This window comes from uncultured Caballeronia sp. (genome assembly GCF_964243625.1).
Taxonomy (GTDB): Bacteria; Pseudomonadota; Gammaproteobacteria; order Burkholderiales; family Burkholderiaceae; genus Caballeronia.
Genome location: NZ_CAXTGZ010000053.1, coordinates 1 through 18787 on the forward strand (window position 1 = coordinate 1; position 18787 = coordinate 18787).

Below are 18787 nucleotides of genomic sequence, written 5' to 3' on the forward strand. Positions count from 1 at the left end.
GATGAGGGCGGCGTGCTGAACGTCCGCGTCGATGATGGCGATTCGCATGATTTCTTACGCCGCCGCGTGCTTCGAGTAAGAGGGCCGCACGGCGCGGCGTGTGCTTGCCATCGCCATTCCAGCCCCCTAAACTCAACCGCTGCGCTGCGAGCGCCTTCCAAACCTTCTAATAACACAGGATTGAAAATGCTAGTTCACCCATCCGATTCGACACATAGGTTTAGTCTGAATTCGGTCCGGATGAATTCCTGATGGGTTGGTTTGGCATCGTTTTTCTCGGACTCGTGATCGGATTGGCGGGCTGGTGGCTGCATCCCTTGCGCCGGTCGGGCGCAAAACGCGCCGGCCGTTTCTGGCTGGCCCTGGCTGCCGCCGTCCTTGGCGCAGTCGTCGCGAAGATGTTGGGCAACGTCACTGGCGCTTTTCACGATGGCGATTCGCTCGAGTGGCTGGCGTGCGCGCTGGTCGCGCTCGTCGCGGTGAGCGTCGCAGCCGGGCTGGCGGCGCGGCGTTAAATAATTTCTGCAGGTGACTCCATGAACGATCGACTGATTTCCCCCAATGCCGAGACCTTCGCCCGGCGAATCGAGTTGCTGCGCGGTGTCATGGCGCGCGAGGCGCTGGCCGCCGTGCTGGTGCCGTCGTCGGATCCGCATATCTCGGAATACTTGCCCGAGCGCTGGCAGGCGCGGCAGTGGCTGTCGGGATTCACCGGGTCGGCGGGAACGCTGGTCGTGACGCCCGATTTCGCCGGCGTCTGGGCCGATAGCCGCTACTGGACGCAAGCTGAAGCGCAACTCGCCGGCACCGGCATCACGCTTGTGAAGATGATGGCCGGCCAGCAGTCGGCGCCGCACGTGGACTGGCTTGCCGAAAATGTTGCGGCGGGCGATACGGTTTCCGTCGACGGCACCGTGCTCGGCGTAGCCGCCGCACGCACGCTGAAGGACGCCCTGACAGCGCGCGGGATCGTGTTGCGCACGGATCTGGATCTGCTCGATGCCGTCTGGCCGGAGCGGCCGGGTTTGCCGTCGGACAGCGTTTATGAGCACGTTGCGCCCCAATCGAGCGTGTCCCGCGCGGATAAATTAGCCGATGTTCGCCGTGTGATGCGCGAGAAAGGCGCGCAATGGCATTTCATTTCCACCCTCGACGACCTCGCGTGGCTTTTCAACCTGCGCGGCGCCGACGTCACCTACAACCCTGTGTTCGTCGCGCATGCGTTGATCGGGCTGGATGACGCGGCATTGTTCGTCGGCGATGGAAAAATCCCAGCCGAGTTGAAAGCGTCGCTGCTGAAAGACAACGTGTATGTCGAGCCGTACGCCAAAACCGGCTATGCGCTTGCCGCGTTGCCGGCAGGCTCCACGTTGCTCGTCGATCCGCGCCGCGTCACGTTCGGCTCGCTCGAGAAAGTGCCGGCGAAAGTGAAGATCGTGGAGTCGGTGAATCCGTCGACCTTCGCCAAGTCGCGCAAGACGGCCGCCGATGCCGTCAACATTCGCGCCACCATGGAACAGGACGGCGCGGCCCTTGCCGAGTTTTTCGCATGGTTCGAAGACGCGCTCGGGCGCAAGACGATCACGGAACTGACCATCGATGAAAAACTGACGGCCGCGCGCGCTCGCCGCCCGGGTTTCGTCACGCTGAGTTTTGCGACCATTGCCGGGTTCAACGCAAACGGCGCGATGCCGCATTACCGCGCCACCGATGACTCGCATTCGGTGATCGAAGGCAACGGTTTGTTGCTCATCGATTCAGGCGGGCAGTACCTGAGCGGTACGACGGATATCACGCGCGTGGTGCCCATCGGCAAGATCACCGCCGAGCACAAGCGCGATTTCACCGTCGTGCTCAAAGGGACGATCGCGTTGTCGCGCGCCCGTTTCCCGCGCGGCATCCGTTCGCCGATGCTCGATGCCATCGCCCGCGCGCCCATCTGGGAAGCGGGCGCGGACTATGGCCATGGAACCGGACATGGCGTGGGCTACTTCCTGAACGTGCACGAAGGTCCGCAGGTCATCTCGCACTACGCGCCGGCGGAGCCTTTCACGGCGATGGAAGAAGGCATGATCACGTCGATTGAGCCGGGGCTTTATCGGCCAGGGAAATGGGGCATTCGCATTGAAAACCTGGTGATGAACGAAGCCGCCGGCAAAACCGAATTCGGCGATTTCCTCAAGTTCGAAACGCTAACTTTGTGTCCGATCGATACACGCTGCATCGACCTCACCTTGCTGCGCGACGACGAACGCGCGTGGCTCAACGACTATCACGCAACTGTGCTTGAACGCGTTTCGCCGCATGTTTCCGGCGCGGCAAAAACGTGGCTCGAAAAACGCACGCAGGCTATTTAACGGAGCTCAAAGCGCATGGCGATCAAGGCAGTGGTGTTCGATTTCGGCGGCGTGCTGATCGACTGGAATCCCGACTACGTGTATAGCCGCCTGATTCCGGATGCGGCTGAGCGGCGCTGGTTCATGGACAACGTCGTGCACATGGACTGGGTGCTGCAGCAGGACGCAGGGCAGACCATCGCTGACGGCAACGCCGAGCTGATTGCCAAGTTTCCCGAGCATGAGGCGCTGATCCGCGCGTTCTACGAGCGCTGGCAGGAGATGGTGGCGGGCGTGCTGGAAGACGGCGTAGCGTTGGTGGACAAGCTGGAAGCGGCGGATATTCCGCTGTTCGGGCTGACCAACTGGTCGGCGGAAACCTTCCCGTGGGCGTGGGAGCGTTTTCCGGTGCTGCAGCGTTTTCGGGAAGTGGTGGTATCGGGACGCGTGCTGGTTGCGAAGCCCGATCCGGCGATTTTCGCGTTGATGTGGAAGGAAATCGACCGGCATTTTCCGGGCATTCAACCGCAGGAAGTCGTTTTCATCGACGATAACGCGAAGAACATCGCCGCCGCGACCGCGCTTGGCTGGAACGCCGTGCATCACACGAACGCGGAGCAGACCGAAGCGCGTCTGCGAGCGCTCGGCTTGCCAGTCTGATCATTTCCCGAACAAATTCTTCAGCGCGTCGCCAATGTTCTTGACTACACCCCCCGCGTTCCTGGCGACGCCTTCTGCATTCACGCCAAGCGCCTTCGCGAAACCTGCTGCGAGTTTCTTCGTCAGGCTTTCGTTGAGCGAAAACTTCGGATCGCGCAGGTTGCCATCGAGTTCGAAGTCGAGCTTGATCTGATCGTGATTCTTCAACGCCGCGATTGCGATCTTCGTGGGGATGGAGAGGAACGTGTCGAGCGGATTCCCGTTATCCGATAACTGCAAATGGTTCAGCAGCACCGATCCCGGCGCGTGGATCGTGTAATTCTGCACGGTGGCGTCGAGCGTGAGATCGATCGTGCCGCCGGTCACCGTGGTGCGCGCGCCGGCCTTTTTCATCAGATACGGATCGAGCGTGGCGATATCGACATTACGCAAGGTCGTATGCGTCTGCGAATCCTTGTTCGCAATCTTCATCCAGCCGTTGAACGCAACCGTTCCCGTGTGCGACTGCCCTTTGATCGAGCCGGTCATGTCGAGCTTGGTCGGCTCCGTGAGCGCGGGGAGATGCAAGTTGTCAACTGTTGCGCGGGCATTTGAAATCAGGATCCGATACGGCGGCTGTTGCACCGATTCATCGAAGAATTCCATGGCGCCGCGCTCGAACGAGACATGATCGATCAGGCGGTCTTCGCGCGCATGCTCGGCGGCTTCGGTTGAACTGGCTTGCGCCTCGCGCGTGGACTGCTTGAGGTTGGGAAGCAGGTCGACACGGCCGTCCGGAAAACGCGCTACCGAGAGATAAAAGCCATCGACCGTGATGTGACGCAGATGCAGCGTGCTGGTCAGCACGGAGCGCATATCGACGTTGAGCGTCACGCGTTCGGCACGCAATGCGTCTTCCGTGGGCCAGCCCTTCGGACCGCGCAAACGCAGACGGCTGAGCGTGATCCGCGAGTAACCGACATCGACATCTTCGACTGATCCGAGCGGCCCGAGCGCTTCCACGACACGGGCCTTCATCTCGTGCATGACGTACAGCCAGCCGCCGCCCGCCGCGAGCAGCAGAATCACGATCACCGCGCCCGCCCACAGCACCACGCGCTGCGCCTTCGAACCCGCCATCCCGATGTCTCCAAATCAAGCCGCGCACGGGCGGCGAGCCGATGCGTTGTTGGTCGTTATTCTCGATCTGCCGCGTTTAGCGGATGATCGGCTTGTAGCGCAGGCGCTTCGGTTTCGCGGCTTCGTCACCGAGACGATTGCGCTTGTCGGCTTCGTATTCTTGATAGTTGCCATCAAAGAACGTCACTTGCGAATCGCCTTCGAACGCGATGATGTGCGTTGCGATGCGGTCAAGGAACCAGCGATCGTGCGAGATCACGAGCACCGATCCTGCGAATTCCAACAACGCGTCTTCCAGCGCACGCAGCGTTTCAACGTCCAGGTCGTTCGACGGTTCATCCAGCAGCAATACGTTGCCGCCTTCAATCAGCGTCTTTGCCAGATGCAACCGGCCACGCTCACCACCTGACAACGCGCCGACCGTCTTCTGCTGGTCGCCGCCCTTGAAGTTGAACCGGCCAATATACGCCCGCGACGGCGTTTCATACTTGCCCACGGTCAGCACATCCGCACCGCCCGAAATTTCTTCGAACACGGTCTTGTTGCCATTGAGCGCGTCGCGACTTTGATCCACGTAAGCCAGCTTCACGGTCGGGCCGGTCACGATCTCGCCCGAATCCGGCTGCTCCTTACCCGTGAGCATGCGGAACAATGTCGACTTCCCTGCGCCATTTGGCCCGATTATTCCGACAATCGCACCCGCCGGGATCTTCATGTTGAGGTTATCGATCAACAAACGGTCGCCATATGCCTTGCTGACGTTCTTGAATTCGATCACTTCATTGCCCAGACGATCGCCGACCGGGATGAAGATTTCCTGCGTTTCATTGCGCTTCTGGTATTCCTGGCTGTTGAGTTCCTCGAACCGCGCTATACGCGCCTTCGATTTCGCCTGACGTCCCTTCGGGTTCTGGCGCACCCATTCCAGTTCCTTCTTCAGCGCTTTCTGACGCGCCGATTCCGACGATTCTTCCTGCTTCAGCCGGTCCTGCTTCTGGTCGAGCCAACTGCTGTAATTGCCCTTCCACGGAATGCCGTGGCCGCGGTCGAGTTCGAGAATCCATTCGGCGGCGTTATCGAGGAAATAGCGATCGTGGGTCACGGCGACGACCGTGCCTGGATAACGCGTCAGGAATTGCTCGAGCCAATCGACGGATTCTGCATCCAGGTGGTTGGTCGGTTCATCGAGCAGCAGCATGTCGGGCTTTTGCAGTAACAACTTGCAGAGCGCCACGCGGCGTTTTTCACCGCCGGACAAATGTTCGATCTTCGCGTCCCACGCGGGGAGACGCAGCGCGTCGGCGGCGACTTCGAGCTGTTGCTCGGGCGTGCCGCCGTCGCTCGTTGCGAGGATGGCTTCGTATTTGGCTTGCTCGGCGGCGAGGGCGTCGAAATCGGCGTCGGGCTCAGCGTAGGCCGCGTAGATGTCGTCCAGTTTCTTTTGCGCGGTGAAGACGTCGCCGAGACCGTCTTCGACTGCTTCTCTCACGGTTTGCTGCGGGTCGAGTTGCGGTTCCTGCGGCAAGTAGCCGATGTTCAGGTTCGGCATCGGCGTGGCTTCGCCTTCGATTTCCTTGTCGACGCCCGCCATGATGCGGATCAGCGTCGATTTACCCGAGCCGTTCAGGCCGAGCAGGCCAATCTTGGCGCCCGGGAAGAACGACAGCGAGATGTCCTTCAGGATCTGGCGTTTCGGCGGCACGATCTTGCCGACGCGGTTCATGGTGAAGACGTATTGGGCCATTTGCGGATTCGGTTGTCTTGAGGTTTTCGGGGTTTTGCTTTTCGAGGCTGGCTTCGGCTGACGGCGGCTGGCGTTTCAAGCCGCTGCAGCGATGCACCTCGATTCAATACGCGACGATGCGTGTCCCAAGGGAGCAGGAACGTGCCGACATTGTACTTCGATGGATACCGGTGGTCGGCGTGGAGTCCGGCGATTCAGCGCCAGACCGCTGCGCCGCTGTGCCGGAAGCACGTTCCGCGGTAATGGCGGCTGAAACTCCAGACGCCAATGATCATTTTCCTGGCTTCAGGAAAATGGTCCGCGAGGATGCTACCCGCTCTCTTTCCGGCGGCATCGGGAGATGAAAAAAGCGGGATCCCTCTACCAGGGACCCCGCTTTTCGGAACGAGTACGGACGGAAAATCGTTAAATCACACGTTAAACAAGAAATTCATCACATCGCCGTCGTGGACCACATATTCCTTCCCTTCGGCCCGCATCTTCCCGGCTTCCTTCGCGCCCTGTTCGCCTTTGAACGCGATGAAATCATCGAACGCAATGGTCTGTGCGCGAATGAAGCCGCGCTCGAAGTCCGTATGGATCGCGCCCGCGGCCTGGGGGGCCGTATCGCCGATATGAATCGTCCACGCCCGCACTTCCTTCACGCCTGCCGTGAAATACGTCTGCAATCCCAGCAGCGTGTAGCCCGCGCGAATCACGCGGTCGAGGCCCGGCTCGTCCATGCCGATATCGGCGAGAAACTCTTGCTTGTCGGCGTCGTCGAGATCGGCGATTTCCGCTTCGATCGCCGCGCAGACGGCCACCACCGGCGATTTTTCGGCTTCCGCGTACTTGCGCACCGCGTCCAGATGCGGATTGTTCTCGAAGCCGTCGTCCTTCACGTTCGCCACGTACATGGTCGGCTTGGCCGTGATCAGGCACAGCGGCTTGATCAGCAGGAGTTCGTCCTCGCTCAGGTCCAGGCCGCGCACGGGCTTCGCCTGGTCGAGCTGCGCCTGGATCTTTTCGAGCAGGGGCACAAGCTTCGCCGCTTCCTTGTCGTTGCCGGAACGCGCCGATTTCGCATAACGATGATGCGCCTTCTCCACCGTCGACAAATCCGCCAGCGCCAGTTCGGTGTTGATGACTTCGATATCCGCCAGCGGGTCGATCTTGTTCGCGACGTGAATCACGTTCTCGTCTTCGAAGCAGCGGACCACATGCGTGATCGCATCGGTTTCGCGGATGTTCGCGAGGAACTTGTTGCCGAGACCTTCGCCCTTGCTCGCACCGGCAACGAGGCCGGCAATATCGACGAATTCAACGATCGCCGGCACCACGCGCTCGGGCTTGACGATGTCGGACAGGGCGGCGAGACGAGGATCGGGTACTTCGACCACGCCGACGTTCGGCTCGATCGTGCAGAACGGGTAGTTTTCGGCGGCGATGCCGGCCTTGGTCAGTGCATTGAACAGTGTGGACTTGCCGACGTTGGGCAAGCCGACGATGCCGCATTGGAGGCTCATGGGATCCTTCGAACTGGTGAAACGGCGTGCGCCGCGTGGGTCAACGCTGCATTTCGCTGTGCAGCGGGCGGCCACGTCTTGCGGGCCGGACAAACCCATATTGTACCGCTCTGGCCCGGCACGCTGGGCGCGCGGGGATCCACGGTCGAAACACCGTGTTGCGCATCAAATCTCGAAATACCCCCGCGGCTATAATGCCCGCATGACTTTCCACTCTCGAAATTTCCACGCGGTCGTGGTTGGCGGCGGCCTGGTCGGTAAGACGGCGGCGCTCGCGCTGACGCAATCCGGCTTGCGCACGGCATTGCTTGCAACGCCGGCCGCACCGCCGCCCGCCGCCGGCAGCTTCGATTCGCGAATCTACGCGCTTTCGTCGAGTTCGCAGGCGTTGCTCGAACGCTTGCGCGTCTGGCAGGCGCTCGAGCGTGAAAAGCTCGGGCCGGTGCTGGACATGCGGGTTTTCGGCGATGCCTTCGCCGAACTGCACTTTTCCGCGTTCCAGGCCGCCGTGCCGCAACTGGCGTGGATTGCGGAGTCGTCGCTGATCGAACGTTCGCTCGATGCCGCGCTGCGTTTCCAGCCGAACCTCACGTGGATCGATTCGCGCGCGCAGGGCCTCGTGATTCACGATGACGCCGCGCACCTCACGCTCGCCAACGGCGACACGCTCGAAGCCGATCTCGTGGTCGGCGCCGACGGTGCGCACTCCTGGGTGCGTGCGCAGACGGGCGCGAAGATGCATCGGAGGGAATATCGGCAGACCGGCGTGGTCGCGAATTTCAAGTGCGAGAAACCGCACGCCGAAACTGCATACCAATGGTTCCGCGACGGCGAAATCATCGCGCTGTTGCCGTTGCCGGGCGATTACGTGTCGCTTGTCTGGTCCGCGAAAGCCGATCATGCCGATGCCCTGCTGAAGCTCGATCCCGAGCAACTCGCGGCCGAAGTCGAGAAAGCCACGCAAAACATGCTCGGCACGCTGGAATGCGTGACGCCGGCGCACGGTTTCCCGCTTGCGCTGCAAACGGTGGATCGTCTGGTCGGGCCGCGTGTGGCGCTGGTCGGTGACGCTGCACACCTGATTCATCCGCTTGCGGGACAGGGCATGAATCTGGGCTTGCGCGATGTCGCCGCGCTCGCGGATACACTCGCCGGCAAGGAAGCCTTCCGTTCAGCGGGCGATCCGGTTTTACTCCGCCGATACGAACGCGCCCGCCGCGAGGACATTCAAAAACTGACCATCGCGTGCGATGGCCTGCAACGACTCTTTGCCGTGCCCGGCACGCTTGCAAGCGCGGTGCGCAATACGGGCATGGCGCTCGTTGGCGCGCAGCCGCAGATCAAGCGCTGGCTCGTTTCAGCTGCGCTTGGCTAAAGACCTATTCACTTTTTCAGCATCACAGGAATCCGAATGAAAATCACTCTTCGCCGCGCTCTGGTCGCTGCCGCCACGCTGGCAGCGGTGTTTGGCATCGGCATCGCGGCCCAGGCCGATCAGACCACCGACAAGATCAAGTCCACGCTGCAGTCGCGTATTGGCGACGCCGATATCAAGAGCATCCAGAAGTCGCCCGTTCCGGGCCTGTACGAGGTGAACCTCGGCGCGCAGATCGTCTATACGGACGCGACCGGCAATTACTTGCTGATGGGCGATCTCGTCGATACCCGCACGCGCACGAATCTCACCGAAGCGCGTCTCGCCGAAACCAACAAGATCGACTTTGCGAAGCTGCCGTTCGAGAACGCCGTGAAGGTCGTGAAGGGCACCGGCGCACGCAAGATCGCGGTGTTTTCGGACCCGAACTGCCCATATTGCAAGCAGCTCGAAACCACGCTGAAATCCGTGGATAACGTCACCGTCTACACGTTCCTGTACCCGGTTTTATCGCCGGATTCTACGTCCAAGTCCAAGTCCATCTGGTGCTCGAAGGATCGCTCGAACGCATGGGAAGGCTGGATGCTCGACCACAGCGCGCCGACCGCTTCGGCAAGTTGCGATACGACCGCCATCGACAAAAACCTGAAGCTCGGCCAGTCGATGAACGTGACCGGCACGCCTACGGTTTTCCTCGCCGATGGACGCCGTCTCCCAGGCGCCATTCCGGCTGACCGGCTGGAAAAGGAATTGTCGGCGGTTCGCTGAACCTAGCGGCCGATCCACGAAAGGAGGCGCGCGATGCGCCTCTTTCGCTTTCAAACAGGCATCCAACGCCAGCCTCGCCGGCGATAAGAAGAAAGGACCTCGAAGCATGAACGCCATCCGATACACCATCGTTCCAAAAAATCCCGCAGCGCATGTGTTCGAAGTGACGTTGACCGTTGCACAACCCGATCCGGCCGGCCAGCGCTTCGTGCTGCCCGTGTGGATTCCGGGCAGCTACATGATTCGCGAATTCGCGCGCAATATCGTGACGCTGCAGGCGTTCAACGCAGCGGGACGGAAGATCGGCATCGAGAAGACCGACAAACACGCATGGCAAACCGCGCCGCACGACGGCCCGATCACGCTGCGTTACGAGGTCTACGGCTGGGATTTGTCGGTGCGAGCGGCGCATCTGGATGACACCATCGGCTTCTTCAACGGCACGAGCGTGTTCCTGGCCGTGGAAGGGCAGGCGGATGCGCCGTGCATCGTGGATATTCAGAAGCCTTCGGGCGCGCAGTATGCAAGCTGGCGCGTCGCCACGGCGTTGCCGGAAGCGCGCGGCACGAAGCGCTATGGCTTTGGCGCGTACGAAGCGCCGAATTACGACGCGCTGATCGATCATCCCGTGACGCTCGGCGAGTTCGCGCTCGGTTCCTTCAATGCTCACGGCGCGAAGCACGACATCGTGATTTCGGGCCGCGTGACCGCGCTCGATATGCAGCGTCTCGAAACCGATCTCAAGCGCATCTGCGAGTCTCAAATTGCGCTCTTCGAGCCGCGCACGAAGAAGGCGCCTATCGATCGTTATGTGTTCATGACCGTTGCCGTCGGCGATGGTTATGGCGGGCTGGAACATCGTGCATCGACCGCGTTGATCTGCAATCGCGCGGACCTTCCCGTCACCGGACGGCCGGAGATGACCGATGGATACAGGACGTATCTGGGGCTGTGCAGTCACGAATATTTTCATACGTGGAACGTGAAGCGCATCAAACCTGCAGCGTTCGCGCCATACGATTTATCGCAGGAAAATTACACGTCGTTGCTGTGGCTGTTCGAAGGGTTCACGTCGTACTACGACGACCTGATACTCGTGCGCACCGGCTCGATCAGCGCAAGCGATTATTTTGCGCTGCTAGGCAAGACGATCGGCGGCGTGTTGCGCGGCTCGGGACGGTTGAAGCAAACCGTAGCGGAAAGCTCGTTCGATGCCTGGGTCAAATATTATCGGCAGGATGAGAACGCGGCGAACGCCATCGTCAGTTATTACCAGAAGGGCTCGCTTGTCGCGCTCGCTTTCGATCTGTCGATTCGCGCGCAGACCGAAGGCAAGAAGTCGCTCGACGACGTGATGCGTCTGCTGTGGCAGCGCTACGGCCGCGATTTCTACAACGGCCGGGCGCGCGGCATTGAAGAGAGCGAAGTCGAAGCGCTGTTTGCCGAAGCCACCGGCGCCGATCTGAGGAAGCTCTTCCGCGAGGGCGTGCACGGCACGCGCGATCTGCCGCTGGAGACCTTGCTGGAACCGTTCGGCATCAAGCTCGCCGCCGATATCGCCACGAACGGCACGGCAGGCAAGCCGTCGCTTGGCGCACGCGTTCGCGGCGGCGCGGATTGCGTGCTTGCGGCCATCCACGAGAACAGTGCGGCGCAGAAGGCGGGGTTATCGGCGGGAGATGTGCTGGTTGCAATCGATGGTCTGCGCGTCACGGGTTCCAATCTCGATTCACTGCTTTCGCGTTATCTGCCCGGCGCGAAGGTTGAAGTTCACGCATTCCGTCGCGATGAATTGCGCGTGACGCAGGTGAAACTCGACGCGCCGGACGTGTCCCGTTACGTGCTTTCCACGGCCGATTCCAGCGCTCAGACGAAGCAATGGCGTGAACGCTGGCTGAAAGGTTGATGCAGCAATAGCGGCCAAAAGGCGGATTGTTCTATCAGTGCAACGATCCGTCATGGGTGCACAGCTTTTTCCCGATCGATTAACCACGAAGAATGCGTCCTGTCAGAGCGTTTTCGCGCTCGCACTCAACCAAGGGACAGGAGTCATCATGACGACCATTCTTCAAATCAATTCCGCTGCCCGCTCGCAAGGCGCCCAGTCCACGTTGCTCGCCGACGAAGTCGCGGCCAAGCTGCTGCAATCGCATGCTGGCGCGAAGCTCGTGGTTCGCAACCTTCTCGCCGATAACCTCCCGCATCTCGACGACGCCACGCTAGGCGCGTTCTTCACGCCGGCCGATGCCCGCACCGCCGAGCAAAACGCCATTCATGCAAAGAGCGAAGCGCTGATCGCCGAATTGCAATCGGCTGACATCGTTGTGATCGCAGCACCGATGTACAACTTCGGCATTTCATCGCAACTGAAGGCTTACTTCGACTGGATCGCACGCGCCGGCATTACGTTCAAATACGGCGCGAACGGCCCGGAGGGCCTCGTGACGGGCAAGAAGGTGATCGTTGTGTCGGCACGTGGCGGCAAGTACAGCGGCACGCCGAACGATTCGCAAACGCCTTATCTGAAGTCGTTCCTCGGGTTCCTCGGCATGACCGATGTCAGCTTCGTGTTCGCTGAAGGCCTGGCAATGGGTCCGGACGCTGCCGGCGCCGCGTTGGCTACGGCTCGGGATTCGATCGCTGCACTGTAAGTTGCTTCAGCTTTAAAAAAGCCCGCCGTGTGTTTGATAGACACGGCGGGCTTTTTCTTGGCGCTTCAGTTTGGCAGATCAGGCAAACGCCAGTCGATGGCCGGCCGTCCATTTTCTTCCAGGTAAGCATTCGCCGACGCGAAATGCCCACAGCCCAAAAACCCGCGATGTGCCGATAACGGCGACGGATGCGGCGCCTCGAGCACGCAATGCGCTTTTCCCGCTGCCACGGCAGACGCGATCAATCCGCGTTTCGCCTGCGCATGCGCGCCCCAAAGCATGAACACGAGATGTTCGTGCCGCATCGCAAGCTCGTGGATCAGCGTGTCGGTGCAATGTTCCCAGCCCCGTTTGGCGTGGCTGCCGGCTTTATCGCGTTCCACGGTCAGCGATGTGTTCAGCAACAGCACGCCTTGCTGCGCCCACGCGTCGAGACAACCGTGATTCGGCGCGGCAAAACCGAGGCTCGCGTTGATTTCCTTGAAGATGTTGCGCAACGACGGCGGCGGACGGACCGGCGCCGGAACCGAAAACGCGAGGCCATGAGCCTGCGGTGCGCCACGGTCTTCGCCGTGATACGGATCTTGTCCGAGAATCACCACTTTGACGTCGGCGGGACTGGTCAGACGCAAGGCGCGAAAGACATCGGCGGGATACACGGTCTTGCCGGCGGCGCGCTCATTGTCGACGAACGCGCACAACGCGCCGTAATGCGGACTTTCGATGAACGCCTTCAGGTGCTTGCGCCAATCGGCCGGCAATGCATTGAACTGGCTCTCAAGCGTTGTGAACGGATGACTTTCCGAAGCGCCTTCGGCCTCGAACAACGACGCCTGGTTCATTTCACGCCACCGTTCGAACCTTCCGCCTTTGGCTCGCACAATTCGTAACCACGGCGCGCCTTGCTCGCATCTTCAGGCTGGAGGTAGAGAAACGCGCCACGCATCTGGGCGGCGAGGTTGGTCATTCCGGCTTCGTCGCCGGATTTGAGTTCGAGTTCCAGTTCGCTGATGGGCGTGGTGCGGCGCTCGCCATCGATATCCGTTACGACTTCGCCAAGATCTAGCGCGGCTTCGATTGTCGCGCCATCGATATCGACGTTCCATATCACGCGGTCAAAGTCCGTACGGAAGAGGGCGTTCAACTCAGGCGCGGCGTCACGCAGAGCGTTGCGCGCGTGTTCGTCGTCGCAAAGTTCGAGCAGCTTGTCGATCTCCAGCGCTTCGCCCGCAACCGGCATTTCCCATTCGTGCCGGTTATGCATGCCGCCACTCGACTCACCTGCGGTCTTGTACGTCTGCAGCCATTGATCCGGTGCGCCGCGCAGCCGCACAGCGCTCTTTGCTTTGGCGAGCGCGCGGTCAGCGGTGTCGAAGTAGACGTTCGTCAGGTGAATCTTCCGGCCTTCCTGGCCCGTTCGCTTCGTCAGATCCCTTGCGATCTCTTCGTGGTCCGATGTCGGCAGCGCCAGCTTGATCTCACGTTCAATACCCAAAATAAACTCCGTGCAACAGCGTCAGAAGAACATTCGCGCAAGTTCGGTGCCGGGATCGTCGGCGCGCATGAACGCTTCGCCGACAAGGAACGTTTGCACGTCCATTGCCTGGAGCCGTTCGACATCCACGCGCGACAGGATTCCGGATTCGGTCACCACAATGCGCTCTTCCGGCACCATTTCCAGCATGCCGATGGTTGTATCTATCGACGTCTGGAATGTGCGGAGGTTCCGGTTGTTGATGCCGATAAGCGGCGTTTTCAGCGTTAGCGCCTGCACAAGCTCATTCTCATCGTGAACCTCGACAAGCACCGCGAGGCCCAGTGAATGGGCATAGGCTTCGAGGTCACGCATTTGTTCGGGCAGAAGCGCAGCGGCGATCAGCAAGATGCAATCGGCGCCCATCGCGCGGGCTTCGAGGATCTGATACGGATCGACGATGAAGTCCTTGCGCAGGACCGGCAAGCTGCACGCGGCGCGCGCTTCCTCAAGATACGCGACGCTGCCCTTGAAGAACTGCACATCGGTCAGCACCGACAGACACGCGGCGCCGCCACGTTCATACGACCTGGCGATATCGGCGGGGACGAAGTTTTCGCGTAGTACGCCCTTGGACGGACTCGCTTTCTTCACCTCGGCAATCACCGCCGCTTTACCTTCAGCATGCTTCGCACGCAAGGCGCCGACGAAGTCGCGCGAGTCGCGCGTGCTCGCTTGCAAACGCAGCGCCTCCACCGAAATGCTTTCTTGTGAAACGCGGATTTCGTCGCGCTTGACCTGGATGATGCGGTCGAGAATGTCACTCATATCGGATTCCGTTATTTGGCGAATTGCTGCGTGAAGCGCACGAGTTCATCGACTTTCTCGCGCGCCTGGCCGCTCGCGATCACTTCTTTCGCGAGGCGCATGCCGTCCTCGATCGATTCCACGACGTTCGCGGCATAAAGCGCCGTTCCTGCGTTCAGCGTGACGATTTCGCGCGCCACGCACGGCTTGTTATTGAGCGCGCCGAGCAGCATGGTCTTCGATTCCTGCGCGTCGGCCACTTTGAGCGTTCGGTTCGACACCATCTGCAAGCCGAAATCTTCCGGATGAATCTCGTATTCGCGGACTTGCCCATCGCGCAGTTCGCCGACAACCGTCGCGGCTCCCAGCGAGACTTCGTCCATGCCGTCCTTGCCGTACACAACCAGCACGTGCTTTGCGCCAAGGCGCTGCATCACGCGAACCTGGATGCCGACGAGGTCTTCATGAAACACGCCCATCAACTGATTCGGCGCGCCTGCCGGGTTGGTCAGCGGGCCAAGAATGTTGAAGATGGTCCGCACGCCGAGCTCACGTCGCACGGCGGCGATGTTTTTCATCGCCGGATGATGGTTCGGCGCGAACATGAAACCCATGCCTGTTTCGGCGATGGATTGTGCGACCTGCTGCGGTTTCAAATCGATATTCACGCCGAGCGCTTCGAGCACGTCCGCGCTGCCCGATTTACTCGATACCCCGCGATTCCCGTGCTTCGCAACCTTCGCGCCGGCGGCCGAGGTAACGAACATGGTTGCCGTCGAGATGTTGAACGTGTGCGAGCCATCGCCGCCCGTACCGACGATATCCACGAGGTTATCGCTGTCCGGCACCGTCACATGATTGGCGAATTCGCGCATGACGGTTGCCGCCGCTGCGATTTCGCCGATGGTTTCCTTCTTCACGCGCAATCCCGTGATGATCGCGGCGGACATCACCGGCGACATCTCGCCGCGCATGATCATGCGCATGAGGTGGAGCATCTCATCGTGGAAAATTTCACGATGCTCGATGGTCCGTTGCAGCGCTTCCTGGGCCGTAATAGTCATGTTCTGATCCCGGTTCACACGCGTTCGCCCTGCTTCGAGCTTTTAACGAAGTTCTCGAGCAGCGCGTGGCCATGCTCGGACAGGATCGATTCGGGGTGGAACTGAACGCCTTCGACCGCAAGTTCCTTGTGACGCACGCCCATGATTTCGCCATCGGGCGTCCACGCAGATACTTCCAGGCAGTCCGGCAGCGATTCACGCTCGATTGCCAGCGAGTGATACCGCGTCACGCTGAAATGCTTGGGCAGGTCGGCAAATACGCCGCGGCAATCGGTTTCGATCGTGCTGACCTTGCCGTGCATGATGGTTTGCGCGCGCACGACCCGTCCGCCGAATGCCTCTCCAATAGCCTGATGGCCAAGACACACGCCAAGAATGGGGATCTGGCCGGAAAATTCGCGCAACACGTCGAGCGTAATGCCCGCATGTTGCGGATTGCTCGGCCCCGGCGAAAGGCAGATCCGTTCGGGATTGAGTTTCGCGATTTCACTAAGGGTGATTTCGTCGTTGCGGAACGTCCGCACGTCTTCGCCCAGTTCGCCGAAATACTGAACCAGGTTATAGGTGAACGAATCGTAGTTGTCGATCATCAGCAGCATGGTCTTTCTCCGGATCAGAAGTCGCTATCGAGGCCGTCTTGCACTTGCTCGGCGGCGCGCAAAACTGCACGCGCCTTGTTCTCCGTCTCCTGCCATTCGGACTCGGGCACCGAATCCGCGACCACGCCGGCGGCGGCCTGCACATACAAATTACCCTTGTGGATCAGGCCCGTGCGAATCGCGATGGCGAGATCCATCTCGCCCGTGAACGACAAATACCCGCAAGCGCCGCCGTACAGGCCGCGCTTCACTGGCTCCAGTTCATCGATGATTTCCATCGCCCGCACTTTCGGTGCGCCCGAAAGCGTGCCGGCCGGGAAGGTCGCGCGCAGCACGTCGAAGTTCGTCGTGCCGGGCTTCAGCTTGCCTTCCACCGAACTGACGATGTGCTGAACGTGCGAATACTTTTCGATCGCCAGTTTGTCCGTCACGACCACCGAACCCGTTTGCGCAATCCGGCCGACATCGTTTCGCGCCAGATCGATCAACATCACGTGTTCGGCGACTTCCTTTGGATCGTTCAGCAATTCGGTGGCGAGTTCGGCGTCGCGCTCGGGCGTGTTGCCGCGCGGCCGTGTGCCGGCGAGCGGACGAATGGTGACGATACGTTCGTCGCCACGCTTTTCCTGGCGCACCAGGATTTCCGGCGATGCCCCGACCACATGAAATTCACCGCCGAAGTTGTAGTAGTACATGTACGGCGACGGATTCAGCGACCGCAACGCGCGATACAGCGAAAGCGGATTATCGCGAAACGGCTTCACGAGGCGCTGGCCGACCTGAACCTGCATCAACTCGCCCGCCGCGATGTATTCCTTGGCCTTGCGCACGGCGTTCAGGTAGTCCTCTTTCGCAAACTCCCGATACGTCTCCGTACGCACGCTCGCCGACGTCACTGGCGGCTGCACGGTCGTACGCAAACGCGCACGCAGTTCGCGCAGGCGCTGCCTGGCTTTCGTGTAAGCCTCCGGCACGGTCGGATCGGCGTAGACAATCAGATAGAGCTTGCCGGCGAGGTTGTCGATGACCGCCATTTCCTCGGTCAGCAGCAACTGGATATCGGGCAGGCCGAGATCGTCGCGCGGCGCCGAGTGCGCCAGCTTTTTCTCGATATAACGCACGGCGTCGTAGCCGAAGTACCCTGCCAGACCACCGCAAAAGCGCGGCAATCCCGGGCGTTGCGCAATCTTGAACCGCTTCTGGAATGTTTCGATGAACGTCAGCGGATCAACTTCGCTCGTTTCGATTACCTGACCATCCTTCACCACTTCCGACACGCCGTTCTGCACGCGAATCATCGTGCGTGCCGGCAAGCCGATAAACGAATAGCGGCCAAAGCGCTCGCCGCCGACCACGGATTCCAGCAGGAAGGAGTTGGCGCCATTGCGCTCGGTCTGAGCGAGTTTGAGATAAAGCGAAAGCGGCGTTTCGAGGTCGGCGAGCGCCTCGGCAATCAGCGGAATGCGGTTAAAGCCTTCATTCGCCAGCGATTGGAATTCGAGTTCGGTCATGTTCTGATCCTTTGCGTGTCGCTTGTTGGGTTTTGCGACATCGAGCACATACTGGGCGCTGCGGAAAAATTCACCGCGCGGCGCTTAACCCGCTTGGGTTTGTGCGTCGGCCGGGGCTTCACGCACTGCATGTCCGATTATCAGGGCTCGGGGCCGTTCACGGGAACCGTGTGGACTCGAGACACTCACGACACAATCGGGCGCAGCGAATGATGCGCATCAAGCCGGGCATCAAAGGTAAGGCAAGTCAGCGGGATCGGCGCGCGGAGTGCGCAGCGAAACAAAAAACGGTGCTGAAGACGAGCTTCAGCGGACCTCAGGCGAGGTTAGCGCGACCAGCGACGCCAGGGCCAGGCTCCCCGGTCGATGCTGCTCAGACTCCGTTTTTTGTTCAGAAACATGAGGGATTAAGCTAGTCAGTCAATGTTGTCGCGCCGGGTGCTTCGGGCGCGGCCATGGTTGCTGCTATTGCCTGTGCGGCAGCCAGCAGGGAAGAAACTATACCATCGGATTTCACGAGGTGCACGGGTTTGCCGTGGTTGTAGCCGTAAGGCACCGTCAGCGTCGCCATTCCGGCCGCGCGGCCCGCCAGCGCATCGTTCTCCGAGTCGCCGATGGCAACCGCTTCCCGCGGCAAAACGTCCAGGCGTTCGCAGGCGATCAGCATGGGCGCCGGATCGGGCTTTTTCTGCGGGACCGAGTCGCCACCGAGTACGACCTTGAAGTATTCCGCGAGGCCGAACTTCGTCAGCAATTCGACCGCGAACCGGTGCGGCTTGTTCGTTACGCACGCGAGCGGCAAGCCGAGATCGCGCAACGCTTTCAGCCCTTCGGCGACTTCGGGATAAAGCGTTGCGCTCTGTCCGTTGATGCGCGCGTACTCGATCTGATAGATCGCGAGGGCATCTTCGAATTTCGTGGATGCTTCGAGCGCCGAAAACCGCACGGCCAGAATGCTGCGGATCAGATTCTCCGAGCCTTTTCCTATATAGCCGATCACCTCGTCGCGATCAGTCGCTGTCGCGCCGATGCGCGCGAGCATGCCGTTCAGCGCCGCGGTGAAATCGTCTGCTGTATCGACCATGGTGCCGTCCAGGTCGATGATCGCCGCTCGCAACGTCTTGTTCGTGAATGCCGGAAGCTCGGCGCTGAGTTCGCTCATCTTGAATCCCCG

The 18787-nt window shown here is 60.6% G+C and carries 17 protein-coding genes; 7 read left to right on the plus strand and 10 right to left on the minus strand.

The window, feature by feature from the left end:
- The first annotated feature begins 251 nt into the window (after positions 1 to 251).
- From ACFFAR_RS05745 to ACFFAR_RS05755, 3 genes are read left to right on the plus strand one after another with little or no spacing between them, the layout of a single operon-like run.
- On the plus strand, positions 252 to 515 hold the full coding sequence (locus tag ACFFAR_RS05745; protein ID WP_375507621.1) for a hypothetical protein: 264 nt from the start codon (positions 252 to 254) through the stop codon (positions 513 to 515).
- Between the two features lie 21 nt (positions 516 to 536).
- Positions 537 to 2357 carry an aminopeptidase P family protein gene (locus tag ACFFAR_RS05750; protein WP_375507622.1) on the plus strand — a complete coding sequence of 607 codons (1821 nt, stop codon included), beginning with the start codon at positions 537 to 539 and terminating at the stop codon, positions 2355 to 2357.
- A 15-nt stretch (positions 2358 to 2372) separates the two neighbouring features.
- Positions 2373 to 2996: an HAD family hydrolase gene (locus ACFFAR_RS05755; protein WP_375507623.1), complete on the plus strand. Its 624-nt coding sequence runs from the start codon at positions 2373 to 2375 to the stop codon at positions 2994 to 2996.
- Here the strand turns inward: ACFFAR_RS05755 and ACFFAR_RS05760 are convergent, their stop codons facing one another.
- From ACFFAR_RS05760 to ychF, 3 genes are all read right to left on the minus strand, one after another.
- A complete protein-coding gene (locus tag ACFFAR_RS05760; RefSeq protein WP_062168062.1) occupies positions 2997 to 4115 on the minus strand; it encodes a DUF748 domain-containing protein in 1119 nt (372 codons plus the stop codon). It lies immediately after the preceding gene.
- Between the two features lie 76 nt (positions 4116 to 4191).
- Positions 4192 to 5859 carry an energy-dependent translational throttle protein EttA gene (gene ettA / locus ACFFAR_RS05765; protein WP_062000389.1) on the minus strand — a complete coding sequence of 556 codons (1668 nt, stop codon included), beginning with the start codon at positions 5857 to 5859 and terminating at the stop codon, positions 4192 to 4194.
- Between the two features lie 410 nt (positions 5860 to 6269).
- The gene (gene ychF, locus ACFFAR_RS05770) at positions 6270 to 7364 is read right to left on the minus strand and encodes a redox-regulated ATPase YchF (protein ID WP_062000386.1); all 1095 of its coding nucleotides are present in this window, start codon (positions 7362 to 7364) and stop codon (positions 6270 to 6272) included.
- Positions 7365 to 7566: 202 nt separating this feature from the next.
- On the opposite strand from ychF, the gene ACFFAR_RS05775 reads away from it, so the two are divergent.
- The 4 genes from ACFFAR_RS05775 (at position 7567) to ACFFAR_RS05790 (ending at position 12158) form a co-directional block, all read left to right on the plus strand.
- Entirely contained in the window at positions 7567 to 8739 is a 1173-nt protein-coding gene (locus ACFFAR_RS05775; RefSeq protein ID WP_062170260.1) for a UbiH/UbiF family hydroxylase, read from the plus strand.
- 36 nt (positions 8740 to 8775) lie between these two features.
- Positions 8776 to 9507: a DsbC family protein gene (locus ACFFAR_RS05780; protein WP_062168059.1), complete on the plus strand. Its 732-nt coding sequence runs from the start codon at positions 8776 to 8778 to the stop codon at positions 9505 to 9507.
- 106 nt (positions 9508 to 9613) lie between these two features.
- Positions 9614 to 11413, plus strand: coding sequence for a M61 family metallopeptidase (locus tag ACFFAR_RS05785; protein WP_375507624.1), 1800 nt, complete (start codon positions 9614 to 9616; stop codon positions 11411 to 11413).
- Between the two features lie 148 nt (positions 11414 to 11561).
- Positions 11562 to 12158, plus strand: coding sequence for an FMN-dependent NADH-azoreductase (locus tag ACFFAR_RS05790; RefSeq protein WP_062170258.1), 597 nt, complete (start codon positions 11562 to 11564; stop codon positions 12156 to 12158).
- Between the two features lie 65 nt (positions 12159 to 12223).
- Here ACFFAR_RS05790 and ACFFAR_RS05795 read toward each other — a convergent pair whose 3' ends face one another.
- From ACFFAR_RS05795 to ACFFAR_RS05825, 7 genes are all read right to left on the minus strand, one after another.
- The gene (locus ACFFAR_RS05795; RefSeq protein WP_375507625.1) at positions 12224 to 13000 is read right to left on the minus strand and encodes a uracil-DNA glycosylase; all 777 of its coding nucleotides are present in this window, start codon (positions 12998 to 13000) and stop codon (positions 12224 to 12226) included.
- Entirely contained in the window at positions 12997 to 13653 is a 657-nt protein-coding gene (locus ACFFAR_RS05800; RefSeq protein ID WP_174364484.1) for a CYTH domain-containing protein, read from the minus strand. Before ACFFAR_RS05800 ends, ACFFAR_RS05795 begins: the two co-directional genes overlap by 4 nt.
- Before the next feature lie 21 nt (positions 13654 to 13674).
- The gene (gene trpC, locus ACFFAR_RS05805; RefSeq protein WP_375507626.1) at positions 13675 to 14460 is read right to left on the minus strand and encodes an indole-3-glycerol phosphate synthase TrpC; all 786 of its coding nucleotides are present in this window, start codon (positions 14458 to 14460) and stop codon (positions 13675 to 13677) included.
- 11 nt (positions 14461 to 14471) lie between these two features.
- The gene (gene trpD / locus ACFFAR_RS05810; protein ID WP_086381768.1) at positions 14472 to 15503 is read right to left on the minus strand and encodes an anthranilate phosphoribosyltransferase; all 1032 of its coding nucleotides are present in this window, start codon (positions 15501 to 15503) and stop codon (positions 14472 to 14474) included.
- Positions 15504 to 15517: 14 nt separating this feature from the next.
- Positions 15518 to 16102: an aminodeoxychorismate/anthranilate synthase component II gene (locus ACFFAR_RS05815; protein ID WP_062000378.1), complete on the minus strand. Its 585-nt coding sequence runs from the start codon at positions 16100 to 16102 to the stop codon at positions 15518 to 15520.
- A gap of 14 nt (positions 16103 to 16116) precedes the next feature.
- Positions 16117 to 17613 carry an anthranilate synthase component I gene (gene trpE, locus ACFFAR_RS05820; protein WP_062168049.1) on the minus strand — a complete coding sequence of 499 codons (1497 nt, stop codon included), beginning with the start codon at positions 17611 to 17613 and terminating at the stop codon, positions 16117 to 16119.
- Positions 17614 to 18025: 412 nt separating this feature from the next.
- Positions 18026 to 18775 carry a phosphoglycolate phosphatase gene (locus ACFFAR_RS05825; RefSeq protein WP_174363935.1) on the minus strand — a complete coding sequence of 250 codons (750 nt, stop codon included), beginning with the start codon at positions 18773 to 18775 and terminating at the stop codon, positions 18026 to 18028.
- Positions 18776 to 18787 lie beyond the last annotated feature (12 nt).